The sequence below is a fragment of the Colwellia sp. BRX10-1 genome, assembly GCF_014077545.1.
Classification (GTDB): Bacteria; Pseudomonadota; Gammaproteobacteria; order Enterobacterales; family Alteromonadaceae; genus Colwellia_A.
The window spans coordinates 37,289-57,140 of record NZ_JACGWC010000024.1 but is presented as its reverse complement, the minus strand read 5'-3'; the positions used below and the strand labels follow the sequence as shown (position 1 = coordinate 57,140).

The window sequence follows — 19,852 nt, the reverse complement described above, 5'->3', positions numbered from 1 at the left end:
CGGCTTCGGCTTTTGCCGCTGCTTTACGCTCAGCTTCTGCTTCAGCTTTTGCTGCAGCAACTGCTTTACCATTTTCTGCTTCTTTAGCATCAGCAATTGCTTTTGCTTCAGCAGCTGCTTGAGCGGCGATTTCAGCTTCTGCTGCTACTTTAGCTTCAGCTTCTGCTTGCTGTTGTTCTTCAACTTCGCTGCGCTTAACATAAGTGCGTTTTTTACGCACTTCAACATTAACTGACTTAGCTTTACTGCCATGTCCCATCGTTAACGTTGATTTAGATTTACGGTTAAGCGTCATTTTTAATGGTCCGGCTGTTGAGTCGTCACCATGTTGCTTTTTCAAGTGGTCTAACAATGCTTCTTTTTCATCTTGTGATACGGAATCGGTCGCGGATTTATTCACGCCAGAGTCAGCCAATTGGCTAACTAAGCGGTCCACCGGTGTACCAATTTCTTGAGCAAGTTCTGCTACAGTTGTGTTTGACATCTACTATATTCTCCCGGGAATTATTCTTCGTTAAACCAACAAATATTACGCGCAGCCATAATTAACTCGCCCGCTTTGGTTTCATCTAATTCTTCAATATCGGCAATTTCGTCAACGCCTTGTTCAGCTAAGTCTTCAAGGGTAATTACACCACGACTTGCTAATACAAATGCTAAGTGACGTTCTAAACCGTCTAGCGCTAATAAATCAGCTGCTGGTTCTGCATTTTCAAGAGATTCTTCACTTGCTAATGCACGAGTCGTTAATGCCGCTTTGGCACGTTCACGAAGCGCTTCAACAATATCTTCATCCATACCGTCAATTTCTAACATTTCAGCTGCTGGTACGTAAGCGATTTCTTCTAACGTAGCAAAACCTTCTTCTGCTAATAAGTTAGCAAAATCATCATCGATATCTAAGTTATCTGTAAACAATGAAATAACTTTATCGTTTTCGGCTTGATGCTTCTCGTTCATGTCAGCAACAGTCATCACGTTTAATTCCCAGCCAGTTAATTGGCTAGCTAAACGGATATTTTGACCACTACGACCAATGGCCATCGCTAAATTGCCTTCTTCAACAGCAATATCCATGGTGCCTTTGTCTTCATCAACAATAATTGATGCAACTTCAGCTGGAGCCATTGCGTTGATAACATATTGTGCTGGGTTATCGTCATATAAAACGATATCAACACGTTCACCACCAAGCTCAGTTGAAACGGCTTGCACGCGTGAACCACGCATACCAACACAAGCACCTACTGGGTCAATACGCTTGTCATTAGATTTTACAGAAATCTTTGCACGTGAACCTGGATCGCGAGCAGCGCCCTTAATTTCTAGCATCTCTTCGCCAATTTCTGGCACTTCTACGCGGAAAAGTTCAATTAACATTTCAGGCTTAGAACGAGTCACTAATAATTGTGCGCCGCGCGTTTCTGTTTTAATTTCGTATAACAAACCACGAACACGATCCCCTGGACGGAATGTTTCACGAGGTAACATATCGTCACGGTAGATAACCGCCTCTGCATTATTACCTAAATCAATAATGATGCTATCGCGACTGGCTTTTTTAACAACACCTGTCACTAGTTCGCCAATTTGTTCTTGGTAAGCTTCAACAATAAGAGCACGTTCTGCTTCACGAATTTTTTGTACAATAACTTGTTTTGCTGTTTGCGTAGTTACACGGTCAAATTTAACTGATTCAATTTGATCTTCAATGTAATCGCCTAACTGCAACTCTTCATTGTCATACTGTGCAGCTGACAAACTCATTTCTGCAAATGGGTTTTCTGCTACGGCGTCATCGGCAACAACCAACCAACGTCGGAAAGTATCAAATTCACCATTAGTACGGTCAATAGCAACACGAACAATAATGTCACCTTCATATTTTTTCTTTGTTGCTGTTTCTAAAGCGGTTTCCATTGCTTCAAAAATGCTTTCACGGGGTAATGCTTTTTCGTTAGATACGGCATCTACAACCAGTAATATTTCCTTACTCATGCTACTTAGCCTTTTTAATCGTTTCTGAACAGTTCAACTATTTATGTAATGACGTTGAACAACTACGTATTTTTATTTTATTGTTATTATTTGCTTAGCTTTTTTTATTATGATTAAAAACCAAATTGCCCTTAACAATATTACCAAGCACTAATTCATAGTCTTCACTGTCGACCGTTACTACTAAAGTATCGTTTTCAACGGCAGCTAAGCGACCTTTAAATTTGCGGCGACCGTTTAATGGTATAGATAATTTTACTTCAATAATTTCACCAATCACTGCTTCATAGTGTGGTTTATCAAATAACGGTCGGTCTAAACCGGGTGACGAAACTTCTAAATTAAACTCACTGCCGATAGGGTCTTCAACGTCAAGAATAGCGCCTACTTGACGGCTAACTTCAGCACAATCATCAACATCAATGCCATTCTCATGGTCGATAAACAAACGTAATACTGAGTTATTACCAGCACTAATATACTCAATGCCTAATAATTCCTTACCAACTTCTTCAACAGCAGGACGTAACATGTCTGTTAATTTATGTTCAAACTTAGCCAATCATTTTCTCCAAATAAAATCTTACTTTGTCTTCATGTATCAACATCCAGATACAAAAAAAGGGCTTATAGCCCAGCAATTCTTAAAGCTTATCGTGCTGAACAAATGTCCCAGATACGAAAAAGCCCCAATACGCGGGGCTTATTACACTGAACCCACGATGTTGATTTAACCTAGTGACTTATAAAATAAGCCGTCAAATCGATACAACAATATAAAATTATCTTCTAACTTTGCTTTAAGCAATAGCCAAAAAATTAATTTCAGTGAAATATTGTTATATTTAAGCTAGGTCAATTATATAGCGACTACCGCCGAATCGCAAGCCTAATTGATAGGATAAGCAATAAAACCTTAAGTTATAGAGCTCATTAACGCCTACATTATATATCGCTCTAAATAACAGTAAGTTAGTAATTTTTTATCAAGCATGCTATAAATTGAAGTAGGCCTAACTTTTCAGTAAATCAACATATTATGTATAGCTATTCTCAATTATTAATGCGCAACGTCATTTTAGGGATGTTTTTTAATATTCTTATTGTTGTTATGGTGAGTTATTTCTTTGCTACCTCACTCTCGAGTAAGCAATTAATGATGCAAAACTCTATTTCAGCTATTATCGACACATCAGATAAGACCAACCAATTAGAACAAGTTAAACACTTAGTTAATCTAGCTGATTTTCAATTATTTTCCCTACAACAACAAAACAAAGAAATAGTTAATTATAAAGTAGAAAACACCAACCTGCTTGTCCCTTATATTTCTCCACCCATAGTCGTATTTACCCACCCATCTAATACGACCGTTAGTTATCAAATAAACAGTAATGACGCCGCGACATTGATCTTTAAAATAATGCTGGTATCTATTTTAGCCAGCCTTATCATTATTGTTATTGCTTGTACGTTAAGTGTTAAACACACTAAAAAGCTTGTTTTTGTGGTTAACAACAAAATAAAACAGGGTATTGCTCAAGTTATATCGATGAATAAACTTGAGGCTGGTGATGAAATTATCGACATGCCTGAATTAACTCATGGACTAAAAAAAGTCGAGGCATTACTTTCCGCGCATGTTAATGATGCCAGTGCACTTGAAAAGCAAGCTTATATAGAACCTCTTACAAAATTAGAAAACCGTAATCGCTTTATTCAGTTTTTTGCTAATGATGAAAACCAGGTTGAATTTGGTGTCTTAGCGATAACACGCTGTTCTGAACTGCAAACGATAAATCAAATACACGGTTACAGTGAAGGTGATAATTATATTTGCAAAGTTGCCGACATTATCAAAAGCGTTACTGCAACCTACCGAGGTGCAAATGTTTATCGACTTAATAGTTCTGACTTTGCCACTTTGCTTCCTAACGTAACATTAAAAGAAGCTGAAAACGCTGCGAATGAAATATCCAGTAAGTTTAACGCTTACCAACAATCATCAGATTTAGATTCAGTTGGCTACACTGGGTTAGTCTATTTCGAGAAAGATAAACCACTTGGCGAATTACTGGCACTCGCTGATACCGGCATCAGTATTGCACAAACTCAACAACTCAATTCTTGGTATTCGCAAAGCGACAGTGACATTTTACATAGCTCTAGTGCGAATTATGGCAACCAAAATTGGCGTCAAGAAATAGACAGCGTATTAGAAAACCAACGGGTTAAATTACTTGTCCAACCGATAAAACCTAACAGCCGTAACAATAAGGTCTATGGTGAAATTCTTGCCCGCTTTTTAAATTCAACTGATGAAATGTTACCCACCGCTTCTTTTATAGCTATGGCGGAAAAGCTTGATAAAATGATGGCTGTTGACAAAATGATTATCGAAAAAGTGATCAGTGAAATTAAAACAAAAAATTTACATGACCAATTTTTTGGCATCAACATCAGTTCACGCAGTATTCATGACGAACATTTTTTAATTTGGCTTGAACGTCGTTTATTGAAAGAGGCAACTATTGCTGCGAAATTGATCTTTGAGATAACGGAATACGGCCTCCAACAAAACATTAAAACCAGTAAGCGTTTTATTGATATGATCCACAGAGTCGGTTCTCGTATTACTGTTGAGCGTTTTGGTGTGGGTTTAACCTCTTTTAAATTTTTCCGCGACCTTAAACCTGACTTTATTAAAATGGATAGTACTTATACACGTGATATTGATGATGATAAAAACAACCAGTACTTCATCAGATTAATGGTCGATCTTGCTCATCGTCTCAGTATCACTGTTCTAGCTGAAAGTGTTGAAAGCCAAGAAGAAAAGTTTACTTTAGAAAAATTATTTATCGATGGTTGCCAAGGTTTTTATTTAGGAAAGCCTGAAGCGATTTAATTGAGTATAACTTAAAGCTAAACGTTCCATCTTAATAAAGGCCAAGCATGGCAAGAAGATAGTGCATATGCAATAAAAATTAAGGCATTGAGCGGTTGTCATCTGGCTAATAAAGTCGGATAATAGCGTGAATTATCTCATAAAATTAATTTTCAAATGACAGATTATCTACTGCTGTTAGTTAGCACAGTATTAGTCAATAACTTTGTTCTCGTAAAGTTCCTAGGTTTATGCCCATTTATGGGGGTGTCTTCACGTACTGAAACTGCAATCGGTATGTCATTTGCCACCACCTTTGTAATGACTATTGCTTCGTTACTCAGCTACATCGTAAATACCTATATTCTTACTCCTCTGGGACTCGAATATCTAACAACTATGATGTTTATTTTAGTCATTGCTGTTGTTGTACAATTTACCGAAATGGTCGTACATAAAACCAGTGCCAACTTATACCGTTTACTGGGTATTTTCTTGCCTTTGATTACCACTAATTGCGCGGTATTAGGTGTTGCTTTATTAAATATTTATGAGCAACATAATTTTCTTGAGTCGATTGTTTATGGCTTTGGCGCGGCTGTCGGTTTTTCACTTGTACTTATTATGTTTTCAGCGATGCGCGAAAAACTTGCTAATGCTGATATCCCAAAACCTTTTAAAGGTTCCGCTATCGCTATGATAACCGCTGGCTTAATGTCACTTGCCTTTATGGGTTTCACTGGATTGGTGAAGTTGTAATGACCACCCTATTAGCAATACTAGTACTTGGCTGTATGGCATTAGTCTTTGGCGCCATTCTTGGCTTTGCCTCTGTAAAATTTCACGTTGAGGGCGACCCTCTTGCCGAGCAGGTTGATGCTATTTTACCACAAACGCAATGTGGCCAATGCGGTTACCCCGGTTGTAAACCTTATGCTGAAGCAGTCGCTAACGGTGAGGCTATTAACAAATGCGCACCTGGCGGCGAAGATACCATCAAAAAAATAGCAGACTTAATGGGGGTTGAACCACCACCTCTTGACGAAAACCATGATACAGACAATTCTCCTAAAGTTGCTTTTATTATTGAAGAAGACTGTATTGGTTGTACTAAATGTATTCAAGCTTGTCCTGTTGATGCAATCTTAGGTACGACCAAACAGATGCACACTATAATAGCCGACGAATGTACTGGCTGTGACTTATGTATAGACCCTTGTCCGGTTGATTGCATAATAATGATACCTATCGCTAAAACACCACAAAACTGGCAATGGGATCTTAATAATATACCTGTGGTACAGCTTGATTAGGTGAGGATTCGTGGGATCAGTTATTGAACGTATAAAGCGCGCTAATTTTTGGACTTTTCATGGCGGTATACATCCACCAGAACAGAAGTTCTTAACCACTGATAAGCCTATCAGAGCGGTTAGCATACCTGAACAGCTAATACTGCCATTACAGCAACACATAGGTATTGCTGCAGATTTACGGGTAAAAGTAGGTGATAAAGTACTTAAGGGGCAAGCACTCACCCAGAGTATGCATCCTATGGCTGTTCCTATTCACGCTCCTACGAGTGGCACTATTACTGCCATTAAAAATGCCGTTATTGCTCATCCCTCAGGCCTAAGCGAATTATGCTTATTTATTAAGCCAGACGGAGAAGATACATGGCAAGAACGTCATATATGTACTGATGTAAGTAAATTAAGCCATAATGAAATAATTGATAAAATTTCCTCAGCCGGTATATCAGGCATGGGCGGTGCTGGCTTTCCTACACAAGTTAAAATAAGTACTAGAGACAAAATACAATTCCTTATTATTAATGCCGCTGAATGTGAACCTTATATTAGTGCTGACGATTTACTAATCCGCGAGCACAGCCCATCAATTCTAGATGGCATTAATATACTTGACCGTCTTCTTTCACCTGAACATATCCTCATTGGTATTGAAAATAATAAACCTGAAGCGATAAAAGTACTTCAGCAAGCAACCGCTAATAATGAAAAAATTCAAGTGTGTGTTGTGCCAACTAAATATCCTACTGGCGGTGAAAAACAGTTAATTCAAATATTAACAGGTCAAGAGGTTCCTTCAGGCGTTTTCCCAAGTTCTATGGGTATTGTTATGCAAAACATTGCCACTTGCTTTGCGATAGCTGATGCGGTAATAAACGATATTCCATTAATTAAGAGAGTGGTCACTGTCAGTGGCCAAGCTTTACAAAAGCCACAGAATGTCTGGTCATTACTCGGCACCCCCGTAGGCTTCTTGCTCGAACAATGTGGTTACCCCAATAAAGATAAAAAGCATATCATTATGGGTGGTCCAATGATGGGCTATAGCTTACCCACAGACCAAGTTCCCGTTGTAAAAACAACCAATTGTATACTTGCACCGAGTGAGCAGGAAATATCATCACCTTATTCAACCGGCACAAAAGAGGTTGAGTGTATCAGATGTGGCCAGTGTAGTGATGTCTGCCCCAGCCAATTGTTACCACAAGAGTTACAGTGGAGCGCTAAAGCAAAAGATCACCAACAACTTGATAAATTAAACTTATTTGATTGTATTGAATGTGGTGCTTGTGCCTATGTTTGTCCGAGCCAGATCCCCTTGGTGCATTATTACCGAGTAGCAAAATCTGAAATTCGTCAACAAAAACAACTTGATCTAAAAGCTGAACATGCAAAGGTAAGATTTGAAGCACGAAAAGAGCGTTTAGCCAGAGATAAAATAGCACGAGAAGAAAAACATAAAGCAGCAGCAGAAGCACGTAAAGCGCGGATGAACTCAGGTACCAGCGAAGCAAAAACAGAAAAATCAGCGGTTGCTGCCGCCTTAGCTAGAGTTAAAGCGAAAAAAGCTCAACAAACCCAAGGTAGTGAAAATGTCACTGCACAGACAGAAGCACCATCGGTAGAAAATGAACAAAAAAGTCAAGTGAGCGCAGCTATTGCAAGAGCGAAAGCGAAAAAGCTAGCAGCTCAACAAAATACGGCAACTTATAAATCAGAACCACAAAGTGCGCTGGGAGATGTTCCACCGGCAATTGATGATAAAAAAGCTAAAATTGCCAATGCTGTTGCAAAGGCGAAAGCCCGTAAGCTAGCTGAAAAAAATAAGAATAGCGCAGATGATAGCGACTTAACCCTTGATAATAACATTGTTAACGAAGCAGACGCACAAGCAAACCAGGCTGATATGCTCGTTCCAGCTGATGATAAAAAAGCTAAAATTGCCAAGGCGGTTGCAAGGGCTAAAGCCCGCAAGCTTGCTGAAAAAAATACGAATAGCGCAGATAATAGCGACTTACCCCTTGATAATAACATTGTCGTCGAAGCTGACGCACAAGCAAACCAGACTGATATGCTCGTTCCAGCTGATGATAAAAAAGCTAAAATTGCCAAGGCGGTTGCAAAAGCTAAAGCCCGTAAGCTAGCTGAAAAAAATAACAATAGCGCAGATGATAGCGACTTAACCCTTGATAATAACATTGTCATCGATACAGACGCACAAGCAAACCAGGCTGATATGCTCGTTCCAGCTGATGATAAAAAAGCTAAAATTGCTGCAGCAATTGCAAAGGCGAAAGCCCGTAAACTTGCCCAGCAACAATCAAAATCAACGGCTAATACTAGCGAAGAAAAAACCAACAAACCCGTAAAATCAGAGTTGACGTAAAATTATGGCCTTTTGGATAGCAAGCTCACCACATAATCATGTTCAAAGTGAAACATCATCAATAATGCGTATGGTCATTTACGCCACTATTCCCGGTGTATTTGCCCAGTGGTATTTTTTTGGCTGGGGTAATTTAATCCATATATCACTCGCTGTGATCACCGCATTAATAGCAGAATTTACCGTTTTATCTTTACGGGAGAAAAATATCAAGGCGCAACTATTTGATGGCAGCGCTATTTTAACGGCGGTATTACTGGGGATTAGTTTACCCGCCATAGCGCCGTGGTGGATCACTGTTATCGGTGTATCTTTTGCCATTATTGTCGTAAAGCAATTATACGGAGGTCTAGGTCATAACCCTTTCAACCCTGCAATGGCCGCTTATGTCATGCTATTGATTTCATTTCCGGTACAAATGACATCGTGGTTACCGCCACTTGAACTAATGACCTTACCGTTAAATTTTGTTGATACACTCTCTGTAATCTTTAGTAGCTTTACCATTGATGGCTATTCTGTTGAGCAACTAAGAACACATGTCGACGGTTATACCATGGCAACCCCCCTAGATACGGTAAAAACAAACCTAACACTGGGCTTAAACATTGCAGAAAGTATGACAAGTCCCGTCATTGGTGAAAATTTTGGAGTGGGTTGGGAATGGGTTAGTGCTGGGTTTTTACTCGGTGGTCTATTCTTAATAGGCAAAAAAACAATTCATTGGGCAACACCCGTTAGCTTTTTAGCAAGCATATTTGTTTGTTCATTAATTGCTTTTTTATATAGCCAAGATACTAACGCTTCAACACTCTTCCATTGGTTTAATGGTGCATGTATGTTTGGTGCATTCTTTATTTTAACGGACCCAGTTTCTGGCGCTACCAGTATTAAAGGCCGAATCGTTTTTGGCGCATTAGCAGGCTTTTTAGTCTTTATTATTAGAAAATACGGCGGTTACCCTGATGGCGTCGCGTTTGCAGTGCTAATTTGTAACATGGCTGCTCCACTAATAGATCAATACACACGCCCCCGTACTTATGGGCATAATATTTCATCAAGTAAAGCAGGCAAAGAATAATGGTCCTTTCTCTTACCAGTGCAGTCAGTAAAAATGCCAGGATCCTCGCTTTATTTGCTATTGCTTGCACGGCAATTGTTGGCGTGGTTCATTCACTCACCAAAGATCAAATTATCTTGCAGCAACAACAAGACTTATTGCGTAATTTAAACAGTATCATTGCCAAAAATAGCTACAACAATGTTATCTATAAAGACTGCTTCATTTTACCTAACGAGGCATTAGGCACAGTTAACCCACCAAAAGTTTACCGGGCAAGAAATGATAATAGCCCTGTTGCTGCAGCAATTACCACCGTTGCACCAGATGGATACAGTGGCAATATAGAGCTTATTGTTGCCATCAATATCGATGGTAGCATAAGCGGTGTTAGAACATTAAAACACCAAGAAACGCCTGGACTAGGCGATAAAATTGAAGAGAAAAAAAGTGATTGGATCAATAGTTTTACCGGTAAAAAGCTCATTGATAAAAATGATAATCGTTGGTTAGTAAGAAAAGATGGCGGCATGTTTGACCAGTTCACAGGCGCGACAATAACCCCACGTGCTGTGGTCAAAGCAGTACGCAAATCCGTTAATTATTTTAACGCTCACCAAGATGAATTATTTGAAGCAGCGAGTAATTGTTCAAATCAAGATGTTGCTAAGGGAGCTTAATCGTCATGAAAATTAACGATGAATATAAAGAATTAGCTTGGCAAGGTTTATGGAAGAACAATCCGGGTATAGTACAGCTTTTAGGATTGTGTCCATTATTAGCCGTAACATCGACCCTAACCAATGCTATTGGTTTGGGCTTAGCGACCTTATTTGTTCTAATTTGTTCAAATACTACCGTATCGGCAATACGAAAATGGGTACCTAAAGAAATTAGGATCCCTATTTTTGTTTTAATTATTGCTTCTTTTGTTACCTGTGTGCAATTATTAATGAATGCCTATACTTTTGGCTTATATCAATCACTTGGCATATTCTTACCCTTAATTGTTACTAACTGTGCCATTATTGGTAGAGCGGAGGCATATGCCTCTAAAAACCCAATTAAACAAGCAAGCTTTGACGGTTTAATGATGGGCTTAGGCTTTTTATTAATATTGATGTTGTTGGGTGCAGTAAGAGAAATACTTGGCCAAGGAACGCTGTTTGATGGCGCTAATTTATTACTTGGCGAATGGGCAAGTATATTACGTATTGAAGTTTACACCCTCGATAGTCAATTTTTACTCGCCATACTACCCCCAGGTGCTTTTATCGTCATGGGCTTATTTATAGCTTTAAAAAACGCCATTGATGATCGAGTAGCAGCCGCTAAGCCTAAAACAGAAAGTAAGGAAATTGAACGAGTTCGTGTCAATTTTGATGAAAAATAATAATAAAAGAATAACGCCATGAATAAAGTACAACGTTTAGAAATATTAACTCGGTTACGAGACAATAATCCACACCCAACCACTGAACTTAATTTTTCTTCACCTTTTGAGTTGCTTATTGCTGTGCTGCTTTCAGCACAATCGACTGATGTTGGTGTTAACAAAGCCACAGCAAAGCTTTATCCTGTTGCTAATACCCCTCAAGCTATACTTGATTTAGGCCTTGATGGCTTGAAGTTTTATATAAAAACAATTGGTTTATTTAATACTAAAGCGGCAAACACGCTAAAAACATGCCAAATGTTAGTTGATTTACATAATGGCGAAGTTCCCAAAGAAAGGGCGGCATTAGAAGCCTTACCTGGGGTTGGCAGAAAAACAGCAAATGTTGTTTTAAACACCGCTTTTGGCCAACTAAAAGATAATGAAGGTAAGTACTTTATTGCAGTAGACACCCATATTCAAAGACTGGCAAATCGTACCGGTTATGCGAAAGGGAAAACAGTTGAAGAAACCGAAAAAAATATTATTAAAAACACACCAAGAAAAACAGAGTTTTTTTATAACTTGCATCACTGGTTCATTCTGCATGGTCGTTATACTTGTATAGCAAGAACCCCCCGTTGTGGTTCTTGTATAATAGAAGATTTATGTAGTTTTAAAGAGAAAACCAGTTAATTCGTTCTCGATTATTATCAGTGTATAACCGTTAGTTATAAATTTATATACTTGTTGTATATCCGCAAAAACTCACCACTTTCCTTAATTTTAGTTAACCCTAAATTAAAATCATTTCGAATTTTTTTATCTCTAAATACGGGACGATAGTCCATTGGTTTATCGATAGTAAGTTTGTGCTCGGTAATTTCTTGGCTATCTAGACCATGCATTAAATTAAGTTTCTTTACAAAATATCTAAAGATATAACGATCGCTTACCACCACATCATAGCGCCCAAAATACAGTAACTTCACTTGTGTTAGTTGGTCGCTAACGCCATAAAACCTACTGTCTTCTTTTACTTTTTTTAGCCATTTAGGGTAGCGTTTATCTGCTCCTTGAAAAGAAACCACATTCAACGAATCTAAATCTTTAGGCCTTTCCAGTAAAATATTTTTATTCTTTAAAGTAATAAATACATTGTCATAGATTACAGCTGCCTTGGCATAAAAACCGCCTTGTGATTTCAAGTTTACCCCCATATCTCCCATGACTGCATTAACTAAATTATTGGTGAAAGCATAAGGAATTCGTCCTAATGGAAAGTACATTGGCTTTAACGTATGCCCTTTATGAGCTAAGGCGGCTTTAATAATATCTATTTCGATTCCACTATTATCATCTTCAAAAATATAAGGAGGAATTTCTTTACTAAAAGCCATTGATACTTCTGTAGCTTGGCTAATAATAGGCCATAGGAGACTACAGATAATCAAGCTATATGTGAGTGGTATTATTTTTATCATGTCATTAATTTGTTGTAATATTGTTAACAGACTACATAAGAATATAAAATAAACTATTGATAATGTCATTTTATTTTTCAGTGGGTGTATTTACTGATATTCGTTTTTAATTAGCATAGTAAATAAAATACTTTCTGTTTATAGTGGCAATTAATGTAATGGTAAATGAATTATTATCGAAACAACAGATGAAGTTTTTGCTGTTTGTAAATCATTACTTTTTATTAGCTAACAATACAAAACAGGTACAAAATGAAATTTTTACACACAATGGTTCGCGTACATGATTTAGATAAGTCACTCAATTTTTATATTAATCAGCTAGGGCTCATTGAAACAAAACGTGTCGATGTACCCAAAGGGAAGTTTTCATTGATTTTTCTTGCGACAGAAGTTGGCGGCCCTGAAATTGAACTGACCCATAACTGGGATTCTGAAGAAGAATATACCGTTGGCAGAAACTTTGGTCATTTAGCATTTGAGGTTGCTGACATATATAAAACTTGCGCGGCGCTTATGGCATCAGGTGTTGTTATTAATCGTCCGCCTCGTGACGGCCATATGGCTTTCGTAAAATCTCCAGATGGCATATCTATTGAGTTATTGCAAAAAGATGACGCATTAGCCCCTCAAGAGCCTTGGTTGAGTATGGAAAATCAAGGAAGCTGGTAAAGTAACGGCTTAATTATCTTGTCGATGACATTTCACTCGACAAGATATTTAATGTTTACTTGAGTACTGATAATAAATCACTGTGATCATCGGTCCATATTATACGACTCTTTTCGCCAATATTTGGCATTGGCCAAGCACTCGCGTATATTTTAATGCGCGCATCATTAAGAAAAAACTCATTATTTGTTACTAGCACCCACTGAACATTATGTTCATTTTCTTTGTCGGCTAGCGTTTCCACATAAACAATTTCTTTATCTAATGCATCGGCTAAGCCACGCACTAAAGGTGTTAAATTAAGGTGTGAATTAGAAATGTGTATCGCTAATACGCCATCTTTTTTTAGGTGCTTAAAATAAAGCAGCAATGCTTCTTTTGTTAATAAATGCTGTGGGATGGAATCACCCGAGAAGGCGTCAATGACTAAGGCATCAAACTGTTTGCTTCCTGAATCTTCAAATTGTTGCTTTAAACTAACCCGACCATCACCTAAAACCACTTCAATGTTGGCAGCAGAATCTTTTAAGTAACTAAAATAGTTATTAGCGGCAAAAATAACCGCAGGGTTTAATTCATAAAATATATAGTGGTCAGTTTTATTACCATAAGCCGCTAAGGTACCTGCGCCCAAGCCCACAAATCCGGCATTTATATTTTGAGCACTCCCCTCTTGTACTCTTTGTTTGGTCAGTTGCTCAAGTGTAAGAGCAACACCGGTATTTTTTCTATAGTAACTTAATGGCGTTTTTTCATTGCCTTTCTCTAATGATTGCGTACCGTGTGATGTTGTTCCATCAATCAAACGACGTTGCACTTTATTATTAACTTCTACATCTTTAACACTTAAAATTCCGTAAAAATTGCGTTCACTTGCCACATTAGTTTTAACAAAAAGCGTATTAAGATAAAACAATCCCACGGTAAAACTGACCGCTAAAATAAGATTAGATGCTACCAACCAAGTTTGTGTTTTTATTGCCGTATTTCTTTGTGAATAAATACTCAAAGCTAAAAGAACAAAGACACTAATAATGGCTAAAGGAAACTCTAAAAATTGATCAAAGATATTTTGCGCAATAAAAGCAACAAAGGCACTACCTAAAAAGCCACCCAATGACATAAATAAGTAAAACAAAGTTAACTGCTGAACTTGCGGTTTTAAACGTGCTAATTCCCCATGACAAATCATACACGCACTAAATAATATACAAGCGTAAATAACCACTTGTGAAATAATGTCGAGTTGCGAGCCAATAAAGTACATCAACAAAGCTAAACAAGCCGTGAGTACAAATAGCGCAAACCAATATTCTCTGACATACCACTTAGAGCTATGAAAACTAATAATAAAAGTCAGTAGGTATAAACACAGCGGCACTATCCATAAAAAAGGCACAGGGGGAATATTTTGTGTCATAGCATTGGTGGACGCCACTAATAAAACAACACCAACCATGGCTAAGGCTATCCATAAAACTTTATCCAATAATGTGGTTGTTACGACGATTTTATCCAACGCTTGCTGAGTACTTTGCTCAACAGAAGTAAAGCTTAATTTTGACATTTTTAATAATAACGTTACCAGTAGTAACGCATAACAACCATACCCGAACGTCCAATAATTTGATTGTTGAGTTGTGGTTAGCAGCGGTTCAAATAGAAAAGGAAAACTGATTAACGCCAGCAAAGAACCTACATTGGATAATGAATACAATTGATAAGGGAGTTTTCCTATTTCGATATAAGTTAACCATCGCTGTATTAACGGGCCCGTTGACGACAAAATAAAATAAGGTAACCCTATCGATACGGTTAATAACAGTAGGATATTTTGAAGTGGCGAACTTGTCTGTGATATATCACCCCAATCTTGAATGCCAATAGGAAGAAATAACACACTGACAAGTAGAAAGACCGAGTGAATAATTAATTGTTTTTTGACAGATTTAACTTGTGTTAAACAGTGAGCGTAAAAATATCCTAATAATAGAAAAGCTTGAAAAAACAATAAACATGCAGTCCAGACAGCTGAACCACCGCCAAAGTATGGCAAAATCAATTTAGCAATAAGGGGTTGTACTTGGAATAATAAAAAAGCACTTAAAAAAATAATCGCCAGATATAGCATTTAATATATTTCTCTTAATCGTCAATCTAACTAGCTAATTGCTGGTTACGCTTGTGTTACCTAATGTGGGCATTTTTTAATCCCCTTTATCATGAGCACGTCATTCTTTCACATGGAGATACATGGATGTATTAATGCCGCGATGTCAAAGAGCGGCCATGTGATCATGACATACTATTCATCCTGACCACGTCATTATTTCACCTCGACATACATGGATTTATTAATACTTTGATGACATGGCTGTCAAAAAGCGGCCATGTCATCATGCATACTGCTCATCCTGAACATAAAAAAAAGCGCTACATAGCGCTTTTTTTATTTTAAGCTAAATATATATTATTCAGCTTTCGGTTTTGCCTTAGCTTTTGGCTTTGCTTTAGCCTTGGCTTTGGGTTTTACTTTTTTCTTTGCTTCTTCAACCCATTTACCCTCAACATACTTTGCATTCCAGCCCGTTGCTTTAGGTTTTGCGCCATCGGCTTCAGGTGCAAGTTCAGTCATGACATACTGTTCTTTGGTTTTACGACTATAGCGCACAACGGCTAAGTTTCCGTCAGGATCCTTAATAGGCGCATCGGCTAAATAATAAAATTTACTCGATATTCTGTCTCTAAAACGCTGTAGCTCTTCAACTTTAGGTGCACGTGTTTCTCTTGAGCGCGGAAAAGTGTTCGCTGCCAAGAAAATACCCGCTGCGCCATCACGTAATACAAAGTGTGCTTCTGATTTTTCACAAAGTAATTCAGGTAGTTGCACAGGATCTTCTTTTGGAGGAGCCGCTTCACCACTTGCTAGTAACTTACGTGTGTTTTTACATTCTGCATTGGTACAATCAAAATATTTACCAAAACGGCCTGACTTAAGCTCCATTTCAGCCTCACAACGATCACATTCTAAAATGGGACCATCGTAACCTTTTATTTTAAACTCGCCGGTCTCAACTTCAATACCATCACAAACAGGGTTATTACCACAAACATGTAGCTTACGCGTTTCGTCAATTAAATAACTGTCCATCGCAGTACTACATTTATCACAGCGTCGCATGGCACGTAAAGCATCAGTTTCTTGGTCTTCCACTAATACACTGACCGCTTCTTCGCCAGAAGTAAGGTTCATCGTTTGCGTACAGCGTTCTTTTGGCGGTAAAGCGTAACCAGAACAACCTAAGAAGACGCCAGTAGAAGCAGTACGAATACCCATTTTACGACCACAGGTCGGACAATCAATATCTGTTAATACCGGTTCATTATTACGCATGCCACCTTCTTCAGTAGGCATATCAGCTTGGCTTAACTGTTTAGTGAAATTTTTATAGAAACCGTTAAGGACATCTTTCCAATTAGCTTTACCCTCAGCCACTTCATCAAGCTCTTGCTCCATGTTGGCGGTAAAATCATAATTCATTAAGTCTTTAAAACTTTCAGATAAACTGTCAGTAACAATTTCGCCCATTTTTTCGGCGTAAAAACGTTTTTTATCTAAGCGAGCGTAACCACGGTCTTGAATAGTAGAAATAATTGACGCATACGTTGATGGGCGACCAATTGAACGCTTTTCTAATTCTTTTACTAGTGATGCTTCACCAAAACGAGCTGGTGGTTTAGTAAAGTGTTGCGCTGGATTTAACTGCTCTAGGGTTAATACTTCACCAACAGATAAATCAGGTAAATGCTTGTCATCACCTTTTGATAATTGCGGATGGACTCTTGTCCAACCGTCAAATTGCATGACGCGACCTTTGGCCTTTAAATCAAAGCCTGAAGCACCAACAGTAATGGTACTAACGGTATAGCGCGCAGCTGTCATTTGACAAGCAACAAACTGTCGCCAAATTAGGTCGTAAAGCTTCTTAGCATCGGCTTCAATGCCTTCCATAAATGCAGATTCTATTTTAACATTAGATGGACGAATCGCTTCATGGGCCTCTTGTGCACCCGACTTACTGCTGTAAATTTTCGCTTTTTCAGGTAAATAATTTTCACCAAAGTTTTTAGCAATATAACCACGGCACATTTCAACTGCATCTTTACTTAGATTGGTTGAATCGGTACGCATATAAGTGATATGACCTGCTTCGTATAAACGCTGAGCTAAACCCATAGTACGCTTTACGCCAAAACCTAATTTAGTACTTGCTGCCTGTTGCAGTGTCGACGTAATAAAAGGAGCAGAGGGGGTACTTTTTGACGGTTTATCATCACGTTTATTTACGGTATAGGCTGACTTTTCTAAACTTGCTAATGCTGTTTTCGCATCTTTTTCGTTGGTCGGCTTAAATGCTTTACCATTTTCGTGGGTAACATCTAATGGAAAATCTAAACCAGAAGCGGTTTTTGTGTCAGCGGTGATTTCCCAAAATTCTTTCGGGTCAAACGCTTTAATCTCACGTTCTTTTTCAACAACTAATTTAACAGCAACCGACTGTACGCGACCGGCAGATAAACCACGGGCAACTTTTTTCCACAATAATGGGCTAACCATAAAGCCAACAACACGGTCAAGAAAACGTCTTGCTTGTTGAGCATTAACACCTGGCATACTTAATTCACCGGGTGTAGAGAAAGCTTGCTGGATAGCGTTTTCAGTTATTTCATTAAAGACAACACGTTTAAATTTGCTGTCATCGCCGCCGATAATTTCTTTTAAGTGCCAAGCAATCGCCTCTCCCTCGCGATCCAAATCGGTTGCGAGATAGACAGTGTCGGCTGAACCGGCAAGTTTGATTAATTCAGCAACAACTTTTTCTTTGCCTTCGAGTATTTGATAATTTGCTTCCCAATCGTTTTCAGGATCAATACCCATGCGGTTAACAAGTGCTTGCTTATCTCGTTTAGCTTTATATTTAGCTTTTGCTGCAGGTGCCATTTTTCTGACTTCAGCAGGAGATTTCGCGGCAACTTTTTTACCAGTACTACTGTGAGGAAGATCACGTACATGACCGACACTAGATTTCACAATAAAGTCTTTACCAAGATATTTGTTAATTGTCTTCGCTTTGGCTGGTGATTCGACAATAACCAGAGATTTTGCCATATATATATACTTTCCTACGTCACTGGCTATTTTTTTTGCCAGTATAATTACATTTCGGTCAGAACTGTCTAAAAATTAGCCGAGCAACTCATTTTTAGCACAAAAAAACCATAAATCATTGAAATTAGAATTCCTATTAGATATATCGGTAAATAAGCAAGCTGACAAGTTATTATTTTTAATAACATCGCCTAATTGAGCTATTTTCGTTATAATGGCGTCAATATTTCGGTATGACTATTATAAAAACTTTCCTGCCAACGATAATTTAATTCTATCTTAAATTCAATTGTTGCCAGTCAAAAAGCCTATGTCACCGTGTAAAACAATATTCATTTAATGCTTACTATCAATGTAAATTATTCGGATAAATAACAAGAGAACAAATATATGACAACATCATGGACTAACTTACAGGAAAAACTAACCAACTGTTTATGCCCAGCAGGTAACGGTGTTTTTACCGTCAATACCGCTAAAGAGCGTAAAGAGCAATTGCATCAAGCCTTGTTCGGTCAATCGACAGACATTGATAATATTTGGAAAGAGTCATTAAAAGGGCTTCCTGATGCGTCAAATGCCGTTATTTTAGGTGTTGCCTCTGATTGCGGTGGCGGAATTTTACGTGGAGCAAATTGGGGGCCATTATTTGTCCGTTCAACTTTACTTGAACAATACCCTGAGCTTGAAGCATTTGATATGGGAGATGTTCGCGTTATTCCACATTTACTTCATGATAAATATTTAAATGAAGCAACGCTTTCTAACTGTAGAAAAGCCCTTTATAAAGATGAAAACAGCCCTTATGCTGTTAGCCCATTAACCATTACTGAAGATGTATTACACGACTTTTATGCTGAGTTCCCACAAAAAGGTATTTTCGGCATTGGTGGCGATCACTCAGTAAGCTACCCGTTAACAAAAGCTTACTTGCAAGCAAAGAAAAAGCGCGGCATTCGTGCCGCTATTATTCATTTTGATGCTCACACTGATTTATTGGTTGAACGCCTTGGCATTGATTTATGCTTTGGCTCTTGGTGTACCCATATTTTAGATGATTTACATGAAAAACATCATTTGATTCAAGTGGGTATTCGCTCGAGCGGTCGTCCTAAGTCGCATTGGGAAAACACTTTTGGTGTAAGACAACATTGGGCTCATGAAGTGAAAGAGCTGGGCGTTGAAAAAATCATTGAAAATATTTTAGCGCAATTAAAAGATGAAAACATTGATGAATTGTATGTAAGCTTTGATATTGATGCACTTGATGAAACTGTCGCTGCTGCCACAGGCACACCAGAGCCAGATGGTTTATTTCAAAATGAAGCGATGGATATACTTCGCGCTTTAGCAGCAAAATACCGTATTACCGGTGCTGACATGATGGAAATTGCTCCTTTTACCGACAGCACAGGTTTAGGAAAAGAGAGTCGTGATAAAACGTTAGCGGCTGGCGCAGAGATCTCTGCCTTTTTAATAGCAGAGATGGCTAAATAAATTTTTAGTTTTA

At 38.2% G+C, this 19,852-nt stretch carries 16 protein-coding genes; 10 read left to right on the top strand and 6 right to left on the bottom strand.

Annotated features, from left to right (window positions below; genetic code table 11):
- The 3 genes from H4J75_RS16155 to rimP form a co-directional block, all read right to left on the bottom strand.
- A partial coding sequence (locus H4J75_RS16155) for a translation initiation factor IF-2 associated domain-containing protein (protein ID WP_182222700.1) occupies nt 1–484 on the bottom strand: 484 nt, incomplete at its 3' end.
- A 20-nt stretch (nt 485–504) separates the two neighbouring features.
- Complete coding sequence (gene nusA, locus H4J75_RS16150) at nt 505–1,998, bottom strand: transcription termination factor NusA (protein WP_070376182.1); 1,494 nt, start codon at nt 1,996–1,998, stop codon at nt 505–507.
- A 94-nt stretch (nt 1,999–2,092) separates the two neighbouring features.
- Entirely contained in the window at nt 2,093–2,560 is a 468-nt protein-coding gene (gene rimP, locus H4J75_RS16145) for a ribosome maturation factor RimP (protein ID WP_070376181.1), read from the bottom strand.
- A gap of 477 nt (nt 2,561–3,037) precedes the next feature.
- Between rimP and H4J75_RS16140 the strand changes: the two genes are divergently transcribed.
- The 8 genes from H4J75_RS16140 to nth all read left to right on the top strand — a co-directional run bounded on the left by H4J75_RS16140 (nt 3,038) and on the right by nth (nt 11,712).
- Nucleotides 3,038–4,906 carry an EAL domain-containing protein gene (locus H4J75_RS16140; RefSeq protein ID WP_182222699.1) on the top strand — a complete coding sequence of 623 codons (1,869 nt, stop codon included), beginning with the start codon at nt 3,038–3,040 and terminating at the stop codon, nt 4,904–4,906.
- 156 nt (nt 4,907–5,062) lie between these two features.
- The gene (rsxA, locus tag H4J75_RS16135; protein WP_070376179.1) at nt 5,063–5,644 is read left to right on the top strand and encodes an electron transport complex subunit RsxA; all 582 of its coding nucleotides are present in this window, start codon (nt 5,063–5,065) and stop codon (nt 5,642–5,644) included.
- Nucleotides 5,644–6,198, top strand: a complete 555-nt coding sequence (gene rsxB / locus H4J75_RS16130) for an electron transport complex subunit RsxB (protein ID WP_070376178.1) — start codon at nt 5,644–5,646, stop codon at nt 6,196–6,198. Before rsxA ends, rsxB begins: the two co-directional genes overlap by 1 nt.
- 10 nt (nt 6,199–6,208) lie before the next feature.
- Nucleotides 6,209–8,581: an electron transport complex subunit RsxC gene (gene rsxC / locus H4J75_RS16125; RefSeq protein WP_182222698.1), complete on the top strand. Its 2,373-nt coding sequence runs from the start codon at nt 6,209–6,211 to the stop codon at nt 8,579–8,581.
- Nucleotides 8,582–8,585: 4 nt separating this feature from the next.
- On the top strand, nt 8,586–9,662 hold the full coding sequence (gene rsxD, locus H4J75_RS16120) for an electron transport complex subunit RsxD (RefSeq protein ID WP_182222697.1): 1,077 nt from the start codon (nt 8,586–8,588) through the stop codon (nt 9,660–9,662).
- Entirely contained in the window at nt 9,662–10,321 is a 660-nt protein-coding gene (rsxG, locus tag H4J75_RS16115) for an electron transport complex subunit RsxG (RefSeq protein WP_182171345.1), read from the top strand. Before rsxD ends, rsxG begins: the two co-directional genes overlap by 1 nt.
- A 5-nt stretch (nt 10,322–10,326) precedes the next feature.
- Nucleotides 10,327–11,034, top strand: a complete 708-nt coding sequence (locus H4J75_RS16110) for an electron transport complex subunit E (protein WP_182215452.1) — start codon at nt 10,327–10,329, stop codon at nt 11,032–11,034.
- An 18-nt stretch (nt 11,035–11,052) separates the two neighbouring features.
- Nucleotides 11,053–11,712 carry an endonuclease III gene (gene nth / locus H4J75_RS16105; RefSeq protein WP_182215454.1) on the top strand — a complete coding sequence of 220 codons (660 nt, stop codon included), beginning with the start codon at nt 11,053–11,055 and terminating at the stop codon, nt 11,710–11,712.
- Nucleotides 11,713–11,747: 35 nt separating this feature from the next.
- On the opposite strand, the gene H4J75_RS16100 is transcribed toward nth, so the two are convergent.
- Nucleotides 11,748–12,416, bottom strand: coding sequence for an ABC transporter substrate-binding protein (locus H4J75_RS16100; protein WP_182222696.1), 669 nt, complete (start codon nt 12,414–12,416; stop codon nt 11,748–11,750).
- A gap of 336 nt (nt 12,417–12,752) precedes the next feature.
- Between H4J75_RS16100 and H4J75_RS16095 the strand changes: the two genes are divergently transcribed.
- On the top strand, nt 12,753–13,172 hold the full coding sequence (locus H4J75_RS16095; RefSeq protein ID WP_182215458.1) for a VOC family protein: 420 nt from the start codon (nt 12,753–12,755) through the stop codon (nt 13,170–13,172).
- Nucleotides 13,173–13,227: 55 nt separating this feature from the next.
- On the opposite strand, the gene H4J75_RS16090 is transcribed toward H4J75_RS16095, so the two are convergent.
- Both H4J75_RS16090 and topA read right to left on the bottom strand, forming a co-directional pair.
- Nucleotides 13,228–15,303, bottom strand: coding sequence for a spermidine synthase (locus H4J75_RS16090; RefSeq protein WP_182222695.1), 2,076 nt, complete (start codon nt 15,301–15,303; stop codon nt 13,228–13,230).
- A gap of 339 nt (nt 15,304–15,642) precedes the next feature.
- Nucleotides 15,643–18,342, bottom strand: coding sequence for a type I DNA topoisomerase (gene topA / locus H4J75_RS16085; protein WP_182222694.1), 2,700 nt, complete (start codon nt 18,340–18,342; stop codon nt 15,643–15,645).
- 390 nt (nt 18,343–18,732) lie between these two features.
- Here topA and H4J75_RS16080 point away from each other — a divergent pair, with 390 nt between their 5' ends.
- Nucleotides 18,733–19,839 carry an arginase family protein gene (locus H4J75_RS16080; RefSeq protein ID WP_070376168.1) on the top strand — a complete coding sequence of 369 codons (1,107 nt, stop codon included), beginning with the start codon at nt 18,733–18,735 and terminating at the stop codon, nt 19,837–19,839.
- Nucleotides 19,840–19,852: the final 13 nt, after the last annotated feature.

Excerpts from the sequence above, each read along its gene's own strand:
- rsxD (WP_182222697.1), top strand. The coding sequence starts at position 8,586 with ATGGCCTTTTGGATAGCAAGCTCACCACATAATCATGTTCAAAGTGAA.
- nth (WP_182215454.1), top strand. The coding sequence starts at position 11,053 with ATGAATAAAGTACAACGTTTAGAAATATTAACTCGGTTACGAGACAAT.
- rsxB (WP_070376178.1), top strand. The coding sequence starts at position 5,644 with ATGACCACCCTATTAGCAATACTAGTACTTGGCTGTATGGCATTAGTC.
- H4J75_RS16110 (WP_182215452.1), top strand. The coding sequence starts at position 10,327 with ATGAAAATTAACGATGAATATAAAGAATTAGCTTGGCAAGGTTTATGG.
- rsxA (WP_070376179.1), top strand. The coding sequence starts at position 5,063 with ATGACAGATTATCTACTGCTGTTAGTTAGCACAGTATTAGTCAATAAC.
- H4J75_RS16090 (WP_182222695.1), bottom strand. The coding sequence starts at position 15,303 with ATGCTATATCTGGCGATTATTTTTTTAAGTGCTTTTTTATTATTCCAA.
- H4J75_RS16080 (WP_070376168.1), top strand. The coding sequence starts at position 18,733 with ATGACAACATCATGGACTAACTTACAGGAAAAACTAACCAACTGTTTA.
- rsxG (WP_182171345.1), top strand. The coding sequence starts at position 9,662 with ATGGTCCTTTCTCTTACCAGTGCAGTCAGTAAAAATGCCAGGATCCTC.
- topA (WP_182222694.1), bottom strand. The coding sequence starts at position 18,342 with ATGGCAAAATCTCTGGTTATTGTCGAATCACCAGCCAAAGCGAAGACA.
- H4J75_RS16100 (WP_182222696.1), bottom strand. The coding sequence starts at position 12,416 with ATGGCTTTTAGTAAAGAAATTCCTCCTTATATTTTTGAAGATGATAAT.
- H4J75_RS16140 (WP_182222699.1), top strand. The coding sequence starts at position 3,038 with ATGTATAGCTATTCTCAATTATTAATGCGCAACGTCATTTTAGGGATG.
- H4J75_RS16095 (WP_182215458.1), top strand. The coding sequence starts at position 12,753 with ATGAAATTTTTACACACAATGGTTCGCGTACATGATTTAGATAAGTCA.
- nusA (WP_070376182.1), bottom strand. The coding sequence starts at position 1,998 with ATGAGTAAGGAAATATTACTGGTTGTAGATGCCGTATCTAACGAAAAA.